This window comes from Saccharothrix sp. ST-888, assembly GCF_000955975.1.
Lineage (GTDB): Bacteria > Actinomycetota > Actinomycetes > Streptomycetales > Streptomycetaceae > Kitasatospora.
The window spans coordinates 1-420 of record NZ_JYJF01000389.1; the positions used below are offsets into that span (position 1 = coordinate 1).

Sequence of the window (420 nt, forward strand, 5' to 3'; positions counted from 1 at the left end):
TCAGTTACAGCGTGCGGGCGGGGGAGACGCTGGCGGTGCTGGGGGAGTCCGGCTCGGGCAAGTCGGTCACCGCGCAGGCGGTGATGGGCATCCTGGACATCCCGCCGGGGAGGATCACCGGCGGCCGGGTGCTGTACCGGGGCGAGGACCTGCTCACCATGCCCGAGGAGGAGCGGCGCAGGATCCGCGGCCGGAAGATCGCGATGGTCTTCCAGGACGCGCTCTCCGCGCTCAACCCGGTGTTCTCGGTGGGCTGGCAGCTCGGCGAGGTCTTCCGGGTGCACGAGGGGATGTCGAAGAAGGACTCCCTGCGCAAGGCCGTCGAGCTGATGGAGCGGGTGCGCATCCCGGCGGCCAGGGAGCGGGTGAACGACTATCCGCACCAGTTCTCGGGCGGTATGCGTCAGCGCATCATGATCG

The 420-nt window shown here is 69.5% G+C and carries 1 protein-coding gene; it reads left to right on the plus strand.

What is annotated here, in order from left to right; genetic code table 11:
• The coding region (locus UK12_RS33230; protein WP_045306938.1) for an ATP-binding cassette domain-containing protein at positions 1–420 on the plus strand (420 nt) is incomplete at both ends.